This window comes from Exiguobacterium antarcticum DSM 14480 (assembly GCF_000685865.1).
GTDB classification, from domain to species: Bacteria; Bacillota; Bacilli; order Exiguobacteriales; family Exiguobacteriaceae; genus Exiguobacterium_A; species Exiguobacterium_A antarcticum.
In genome coordinates this window covers 121503-130319 of sequence record NZ_JMKS01000001.1, presented here as the reverse complement: position 1 = coordinate 130319, position 8817 = coordinate 121503, and the positions used below count along the sequence as shown (strand labels likewise).

At 44.7% G+C, this 8817-nt stretch carries 6 protein-coding genes and 4 pseudogenes; 6 read left to right on the top strand and 4 right to left on the bottom strand.

Annotation, left to right across the window (positions count from 1 at the left end; translation table 11 throughout):
- Both P404_RS18720 and P404_RS17155 read right to left on the bottom strand, forming a co-directional pair.
- A pseudogene (locus tag P404_RS18720) lies at positions 1 to 305 on the bottom strand (sodium:proton antiporter); the annotation flags it as partial.
- Positions 306 to 669: 364 nt separating this feature from the next.
- Positions 670 to 1223 (bottom strand): annotated as a pseudogene (locus P404_RS17155) (beta-class carbonic anhydrase).
- 334 nt (positions 1224 to 1557) lie between these two features.
- Here P404_RS17155 and adhE point away from each other — a divergent pair.
- Positions 1558 to 4156, top strand: a pseudogene (adhE, locus tag P404_RS17150) (bifunctional acetaldehyde-CoA/alcohol dehydrogenase).
- 95 nt (positions 4157 to 4251) lie between these two features.
- On the opposite strand, the pseudogene P404_RS18355 reads toward adhE, so the two are convergent.
- Positions 4252 to 4392: pseudogene (locus P404_RS18355) on the bottom strand (Lrp/AsnC ligand binding domain-containing protein); the annotation flags it as partial.
- Positions 4393 to 4476: 84 nt separating this feature from the next.
- Between P404_RS18355 and P404_RS0100835 the strand changes: the two are divergent.
- The 5 genes from P404_RS0100835 (at position 4477) to P404_RS0100815 (ending at position 8236) form a co-directional block, all read left to right on the top strand.
- Positions 4477 to 5597 (top strand): IS3 family transposase gene (locus P404_RS0100835; RefSeq protein WP_150111962.1). Its coding sequence is split into 2 segments (ribosomal slippage): positions 4477 to 4726 and positions 4726 to 5597, totalling 1122 coding nucleotides; the frame shifts between segments, so codons are not numbered across the junction.
- Positions 5598 to 5831: 234 nt separating this feature from the next.
- Positions 5832 to 6233, top strand: coding sequence for a hypothetical protein (locus tag P404_RS17145; protein WP_026829744.1), 402 nt, complete (start codon positions 5832 to 5834; stop codon positions 6231 to 6233).
- Complete coding sequence (locus P404_RS17965; protein WP_026829743.1) at positions 6212 to 6424, top strand: hypothetical protein; 213 nt, start codon at positions 6212 to 6214, stop codon at positions 6422 to 6424. Before P404_RS17145 ends, P404_RS17965 begins: the two co-directional genes overlap by 22 nt.
- A gap of 455 nt (positions 6425 to 6879) precedes the next feature.
- Complete coding sequence (locus P404_RS0100820; protein ID WP_026829742.1) at positions 6880 to 8034, top strand: hypothetical protein; 1155 nt, start codon at positions 6880 to 6882, stop codon at positions 8032 to 8034.
- Entirely contained in the window at positions 8006 to 8236 is a 231-nt protein-coding gene (locus P404_RS0100815; protein WP_026829741.1) for a hypothetical protein, read from the top strand. The genes P404_RS0100820 and P404_RS0100815 overlap by 29 nt, the downstream gene beginning before the upstream one ends.
- 117 nt (positions 8237 to 8353) lie before the next feature.
- Here P404_RS0100815 and P404_RS17140 read toward each other — a convergent pair whose 3' ends face one another.
- Positions 8354 to 8794 carry a hypothetical protein gene (locus P404_RS17140; RefSeq protein ID WP_236624202.1) on the bottom strand — a complete coding sequence of 147 codons (441 nt, stop codon included), beginning with the start codon at positions 8792 to 8794 and terminating at the stop codon, positions 8354 to 8356.
- Positions 8795 to 8817: the final 23 nt, after the last annotated feature.

Below are 8817 nucleotides of genomic sequence, written 5' to 3'. Positions count from 1 at the left end.
TTTAAATAAATATCACCAAAACCGATCGGCAGGAACATGTACGGTGTGACAAGACCAAATGTCATGACGATCGCCATCAGACGACGGTCAATCTTCATTTCATTAAAGAGACCGAGTAATGGCGGAATGATGATCGGAATAAAGGCGATGTGGATCGGCAAGACGTTTTGCGAGCTGATGGCGAGCAAGAGAATCGCAAAGATGATGAATCCTTTGAGCTTTTTGACGGATGTCGCATCCGCTGATCCTTTGGAACGTGTGATCAAAGCGTGCGCCAAGGCATCCGGAAGACCGGTTTTTGACAAGGCGACGGCGAATGCGCCAAGCAGGCGTAACTAAGAGCGGATTTCGGCTCGGCGCCAGCCCTTCGGCAAAACGTTCCGGATCGTCGTATTGAGACCAAGACCGCCGATCAAATCCACCGGCAAGGCACTGGAGGACCATCGCGGAGGACGATATGGACGCGGAAGATGGCTAAAACAAAATAATAGAACAACGGCAATAATAACGGCATTAAACAGTAACTAAACCACGCTTTCTTTTGGTATCACTGTACTATACTAAAGTATCATACAGACCGTTCTTTTGACTGTCAAGAAAAAAACACAAAAAAGTAGGCCTGACGTCAGATTGAGACAGGTCCTACCTTTCTTCTTCATTAAATGGTCTTCAGCAATCGACTTGATCGAGTTTTCCGGTCCCTGGATCGATGACGAGTCCATGGACTTCTGTTCCCGGTGGTAACAACGGATGGTTTTTGATCAGACCAACCGAAGGTGGCTGACGTTTTCCTCGACCGAAGTGAAGCCGCGTAACCATTGTTTCAAGTCGACACCGGAAGCATCCAGTGTATGCAACACCTGTTCATTGATTCCACGGTCTTGCATCTCGGCAATCATCTTTGCCGGATCAAATCGTGCTCATGCCGCAGTCATGATGTCCGATGACAATGACTTCCTCTGCACCAAGTGCATACAAAGCGACGAGGATCGACCGCATGACGGAACCAAACGGATGGGACAGAACGGCCCCGGCATTTTTGATGATTTTCGCATCACCGTTTTAAGACCAAGGGCGTGTGGAAGGAGCTCCGTCAAACGTGCATCCATACAGGTCAGAATCACAACCTTCTTATCCGGGAATTTATCCGAGATGAACTGTTCGTATTGTTTTTCTTCAACGAACTGTTGATTAAACGCAAGCATTTGATTAACGATTGACATGAAACTTCCTCCTTTAAGACAAATGAATGATGGAACTATTCCTAGCGTACACGATGAACGATTGGTCAGACAAGCAGATTCATGAATTGTTTGTGACAGTTGTCACAGGAGAGGGATGAAAAGACGGATCCTTGCGTCAGAACAGGTTGTTTTAATGAAAACGTTCTCATTCATGTGAAATAGTTCACAGGATGGTCATGCACAAATTGAGCAAAAGGCGTATGATTGATTTGTGAAGGAAAGCACAAACTACTCGATATCAGCTTGGCATTCCTAACATGTAGTAAGGGAAATGCAGACTCAGATTCGTTCCAAAATAGGGAGGAAACCTAACATGGCTGTCAAAGAAAAAATCAAACAAGATGTCTCACCTGTCGAACAAGCAATCAATCAAATCGTCGCGAAAGGTCAAACGGCGCTTACAAGAACTAATTAACATTGATCAAACGAAAATCGATGTAATCGTCCGTGACATGGCGCTTGCCGGTCTCGAACGGCACGTCGAACTCGCACGACTTGCGGTTGAAGAACAGGACCGTGGTGTCTTTGAAGATAAAATGATTCAAAAACATGTTTGCGACGGAATATATCTATAACAGTCTTCGTGATGAAAAAACGGTCGGCGATCTTAGAAGAAGAGTCCAAAACGGGGATCACCTACATCGCGGAACCGGTCGGTGTCGTCTGTGGCGTCACACCTGTGACGAATCCGACATCAACGACGATGTTCAAAGCGTTGATTGCGATCAAAACGCGCAACCCGATCATCTTCGCCTTTCATCCGTCCGCACAAAATTGCCTCACTTGAAGCGGCCAAAACGTTACGTGACGCTGCCGTTAAAGCTGGTGCCCCGCAAGATTGTATCCAGTGGGTCGAACAACCGTCTCTCGAAGCAACAAAAGTCTTGATGAACCACACCGACCATCGCGATGGTTCTTGCGACGGGTGGAGCCGCATGGTCAAATCAGCGTATTCAACCGGCAAACCGGCACTTGTGTTGGACCAGGAAACGTACCGTGTTACATCGAAAAATCAGCAAAAAATTAAGCGGGCCGTCAGTGATTGGTCCTCTCGAAAACATTTGATAACGGAATGATCTGTGCCTCCGAGCAAGCGGTCATCGTCGATCAAGAGATTTATGCAGAAGTGCGGGCAGAGATGGAAGCGCTCGGTTGCTACTTCTGTACAGCAGACGAGAAAAAACGTCTTGAAGCACTTGTCATCAAAACCGACACATGTGCCGTCAATGCGGACATCGTCGGGAAACCGGCAACATGGATCGCAGCGAAAGCGGGCATCGAAGTCCCGAGCAATACGGTCATGCTCGTCGCCGAACTCGAAAAAGTCGGCACCGAAGAACCGCTCTCACATGAAAAGCTAAGTCCCGTCCTTGGTGCCTATAGCGTCCAATCAACAGAAGACGCCTTCCACGTCGCCGAACGGGATGCTTGAAATCGGTGGTCTCGGTCACACGGCGGTCATCCACACGACGAACGATGACTTGATGACAGCGTTCGGACTCCGGATGAAAGCCTGCCGAATCCTTGTCAACAGCCCGTCAGCACACGGTGGGATTGGTGACTTGTATAACGAATTGACTCCATCGCTGACACTTGGTTGCGGATCATACGGGAAAAACTCGGTCTCTGAAAACGTAACGGCGAAACATCTACTCAATATCAAGAAGGTGGCGAGACGACGCGTGAACATGCAGTGGTTCAAAGTACCGGAAAAGATTTTCTTTGAAAAAAACTCGGTTCAATACTTGAAATCAATTCAAAACGTCTCACGGGCCTTGATCGTCACTGATCAATCGATGGTCGAATTCGGTTACGCCGATAAAGTCATCCGAAACTTACCAGCAGGTGTCAGCTACCGGATTTTCGACCAAGTCGAACCTGACCCGTCAGTCACGACGGTCGAAATCGGGGCACAAGCGATGCGGGACTTCCAACCCGACTTAATCATCGCCCTTGGTGGGGGATCTGCGATGGATGCAGCGAAAGGCATGTGGCTGTTCTATGAGCAACCAAATGAGAAGTTCTCAAACTTACGTCAAAAATTCCTCGATATCCGGAAACGTGCTTATAAATTCCCGGAACTCGGAAACAAAGCGAAGTTCGTCGCGATTCCGACGACGTCAGGAACAGGTTCTGAAGTCACACCGTTCACGGTCATCACGGATAAAGAGAAAAACGTCAAATATCCGATTGCTGACTATGCATTGACACCAGACATCGCGATCATCGATCCAGAATTCGTCATGACGGTGCCCGCTTCAATCACAGCTGATACAGGAATGGACGTCTTGACGCATGCGACAGAAGCGTTCGTCTCAGTCCTTGCGAACGACTATACGGACGGACTGGCATTAAAAGCAATCAAGATGATCTTCGACTACTTGCCACGCGCTTACGATAACGGTTCAGACGCGGAAGCACGCGAAAAAGTTCACAATGCGTCAACGATGGCAGGGATGGCGTTTGCCAATGCCTTCCTCGGCATCAACCACTCAATCGCGCACAAAATCGGTGGGGAGTTCCACACACCACACGGTCGGACAAATGCGATTCTGATGCCGCACGTCATCCGCTACAATGCAGCGAAACCAACGAAACTTGCTTCATTCCCGAAATATGAATCATTCATCGCGGATGAACGATATGCGGAAATCGCCCGTTACCTCGGTCTGCCGGCAGCAACGACGGAACAAGGTGTCGAATCACTCATCCAAGCGATCACAGAACTCGGACAACGCCTCAACATCAAGATGTCGTTTAAAGCCCAAGGCATCAAAAAAGCGGACTTCGAAGCGAAACTCGACAAGATGGCAGTCGATGCGTTTGAAGATCAATGTACAACAGCGAATCCGAAAATGCCGCTCGTGACGGAACTCCGTCAGATCATGGAACTCGCCTACGAAGGCATCTAATAGAGAGAAAAACATCATGGCAATTCAAAAGAGCCTTGCTTCCGGTCGACGGAGGCAAGGCTTTCGTGTGTTCATAATCGTGAAGTCGCGTTCACTCATTTGTTAATCACAATGGATAATTGATAGTTCACATGCACATTTAAATCAACTAAAAACGAATCCAATTCTTTGTTAGATGGAAAGCGACATTCGAGCAGGTAACAACTGTCCCCACTGATTTTATAATTATTCAGAACTGGATGGTCTACAGTTAGTTGGACATAAACCTTAAGGTCAATTAGACTTAGGAAAATTATGAACAGCAGAGGAGAATCACCTTCATGAATAAACGGGAACGAAGAATTTTTAGCGATTCATTCAAACAACAGATGGTTCAACTCCATTTGAATGGGAAGTCACGCGCCGATATCATTCGGGAATATGACTTGACGCCTTCGGCATTTAATCGCTGGATCAACCAAAGTAAGACGACCGGATCTTTTAAGGAAGAAGATAATTTGTCAGATGAAGCGCGTGAGCTACGTGTGCTTCGGAAGCATGTCCAACAACTCGAGATGGAGAATGATATTTTAAAGCAAGCCGCGCTGATCATGGGACGAAAGTAAGTGTGATCAAGAATAATCGACATAAATACTCGGTATCAGCAATGTGCAGCGTCCTCCAATTACCCAGAAGTACGTTTTATTATGAAGCGAGACAGCGACCATCGGTCGACGATGTGACGGAAGCCATCCGTGAAATTTTCCGGCGCAGCCGAGAGAACTACGGCACGCGTAAAATCAAGATTGAACTCCAAAAACAAGGGAAATGCGTCTCTCGTCGCCGAATCGGACGCATCATGAAAGACCAAGGGCTCGTCTCTACGTACACGCTCGCGCAATTCAAGCCTAAAAAAGAAGCGTGCAACGAGTCGATGGAAGCCAATGAATTGAATCGCGCGTTCAAGCAAGGAGAAGAGCTATCCGTTGTCGTCAGTGACCTGACATACATCAAGGTCCGTCAAAAATGGCATTATGTATGTGTATTTGTTGATTTCTTTAACCGAGAAATCATCGGTCACAGTGTGGGCGAGCGAAAGGATGCGCAACTGGTCCATCGTGCTTTCGCTTCCATTCCTCATGATTTGCGTCGTATCCGGATGTTTCACACGGATCGAGGACGAGAGTTCAACAACCATCTGATTGAGGATGCCCTTCATACGTTCGGAATCCGTCGCTCGTTGAGCAAAAAGGGTTGTCCGTACGATAACGCAGTCGCGGAAGCCACGTTTAAAATCATCAAGACAGAGTTTGTCAAAAAACGAGTGTTCTCGAGTTTGACGGAGCTGGAACGCGAGTTCCAGGATTACGTGAATTGGTTCAACCACCTTCGCATACACGGTACATTGGATTATCAAAGCCCCGTTCGCTACAAACAATCACTCCTTAAGAAGATTGTCTAGTTTAGTGTTGACAATCCATCTCCTACAATGATTATTATTTTTATGACTTCACGAGTTCTCAAAGAAAGCACACAGCACTTCATGAAATGGGACATGCTCTTGGATTAGATCATCACGGACTTGCTGGAAACGTGTTGAGATCTGGCTTTTACAGTTATGAAGTTTTAGGTTCGCACGATAAGTCAGATTATCGAACTCTTTGGGGCTATTAATCCAATATAAGGAGCGTTAACTATGAAAAAATTCTTAATAGGTTCAGTAGCAGCAGTTATTGGCCTGACTGTTTATGGATTTGATCATTACCAATCAGAAAAGAAGCCGGTCAAAATTGTTAATGCATATTTAAATGAAGTGGCTGATTTTTCTGATGATCGAATTTTAGTTGGTGCTGCTCAAAATGTGTTTGTTGGAGAAGTCATTCAAGAAGTTGGGAGTAAACGACTTGATGGAACGCCGGAAACACAGTATTCGGTAAAAGTGAACAAAAATTTAAAGGGCAAGTTAAAAGGAGAAGTCATTGTTAATCAGTTTGGTGGATATGATAAAGATTCGGAAGGAAATAGCGTCTTGATTTTATATAATGAAGATGAGATGTTAAAAAAGGTCATCAATACATGTTCGCTACACGTTATTTAGAATCTGAGGACTGGCATACTGCAATTACTAACCAAGGTACGGTAGAACTTAAGAATGCTGAAGAAGAAAGCACTTCAGTTGGAAAGATCGTGAGTGCTTTAAAATCACCTATTGTTCCGGAAGCCATGAAAAATAAAGAAAAGTACAATAATCGGAAAAAAGACGATAAATCAAAATTAGATCAGGAATGATTAAAAAAGTAGGGACTTCTTTAATTGAAAGAAGTCCCTCAGATTATAGACAAACCCTCATTTCAATTACGAAATGAGGGTTTGTTGTATGTATCGGTCATTAAAACGTTCAAGGTGCTTTTATTAAACTATCCAAACTCAAGGGCTCAGTTTATATTAAGAATATCTTTCATGTTTTTTAGAACAGATTCATCATATGTTATACAGACACAAAAGTAGAAAATGATTGATGTATTGAACCGCACAAGCCTGCATTCCTTTTTTGCATTACACAAGTGTCCGCACTATTCCGATCAATCAGTTTAATAAGATACGTTCATTCGATTTAATATATTTTGAAGTAGAATCAAGCTTAGGATCTATACATACATTTAAAGTAATCGATGGTACCCGTCATCTTTTTTTTTATTTTTTCAAGTATTTGGTATGATGAGTAAAAAACAGAGGTGTCTTATTTGGAAGTAAATAAAAATTTTAACACTCCTTCGAACGTTACCATCATCGTCTTCGGTATAATAATCATCCTTTCGACAGCTTCGTTACTGTATGTGTTCCCTGATAAATTTGAAATCATCTTCGGTATCGGAACGGTGTTGTTTGTTTCGCTTGGTATTTTCGTTAACTTGAAATCACTCGCGACAGCTCAATCAGCACGAGAGGATTCAAAAAGCTCCGCTGCCTCGGCAAAAGATTCTGTCAGGGTGGCGGAAAATGCTTTGGAGATTGCGAAAAGTGAAGCTGATGCAAATGCCATGCGATATCGTATTGAAAAAGGATCGTTCTTAGCTTTGAAGAAGAAAGAATTCCTTGTTCCGCTATTCGCTCCTCATTCATATAAAGCGAGGTTTCACACAACAGAAAGTTTGGACGCGTTACACAATCCGGGTGCGATGCTCTTAGAGAATAAAGGAATGGGGACAGCAACGAATATCAGTTATAGCTTCCATCTTTTAAATGCGGACGACTATCGAAATTTAAAATTCGAATCAGATGATGTTGCGGATGATAGTGCGATAAACGAAAGCTTTTATCATTCCTACCACAGAGGATTTCCTAAGTACACTCTATACTCCAAGTTGTACACGGACCGCAAAAATGAACGTACTGGATTACTATTGACGTGTACAGAGGATCAGGGCAATTTTTCAGAACAGACTAGTCCGAGAAACAAAAAAGCTTTTCAAAGGTATATTGAGTCACCTGAAGCAATCCAAATCGGATATTTGGATAACAAAGAAGGAAAATGGATTAATCTACCACTATCATTTCGTGTTTTGAGTCATCAATACTTTTTAGAACAAAGAATCTTGAAAGAAGAATTTCGAAAAACCGCGAGTCCTCAATTGCTACTACGGGTCTATTACACGGAAGAAATCTCGGAACATATGAATCAGTTTGAAGAGGCGAGACGTGTGAAAGAATTTTTGATTACTTCTTCGAATAACATAAAAGTCGTGCCCGAACCTGCCGACACCACACACGATCGGACCGGGAAAATACTTTTATGCCAATATGTAATTAAAGCATTAGTAAACGAACCGCTTTCAAGTTATGAATCAGAACAAACGGAGGTGTCGACAGATGGAAGCACTGGACCGACTGAAGGATGATTTGGCGAACAGCGCCGACTGGAACGTGACGATCACGGTCAGCAAGAAAGACCTAGAGAAGCTCGTCGCCCTAGTTACGACTGACGAGCAACGAGACGTAGCAATCGCCACGTCCGAAGGTCTTGAAGAAGGTACCACCCGTGAACACGCCGCTGAACGTGTCACTGTCGGTAAACACGATATCGTTTTTGAGTGCAGATAACTGTTCGACCGAGAAATGTTGGCTGTCGCGGAATCCGAGCGGTCTCAAGCGGTTGATGACGAACAAGTCACAGTTAAATCAGGCATAAAAAAAGAAGGGACGATACGTCCCTTCTTTTCAATCGGCGTCTTCCCGGTCATCGGTGAAACTTTGCAATTGGAACTCATAGCTGACGTTCTTCCCATCAACGTAAGTCCGCATCATGAACTCGACCTTCCTTCGATTCATGTGGTGGATCAGATGGTAGGGCAATTCATCCGTACCGACGAACCCGAACGTCCGAAACGTATGCAAGAGAGTGGATGTATGAGTCGATGTGGACAAGCCACTCTCCTTCAAAAAGTCTTTTGCGATTTGATTCTTTGGTTCCATCCGTAAGATTTCATTCGCCACAGCGAGGGCTTCTTGTTTTGGTGTGACTTGATCGGGCACTTCCGCTAAAAACAAGAAATACTCCAGGCAGGCGACGTCTTGACGATGGGGCAGGACAACTGTTCGCTGAGCATGGTCAAACAAGATTTTTGCTTTGGCGTATCGATTCATTTCAATCAGAGTCATGAGGAAAGTGTATTCCATCGCCA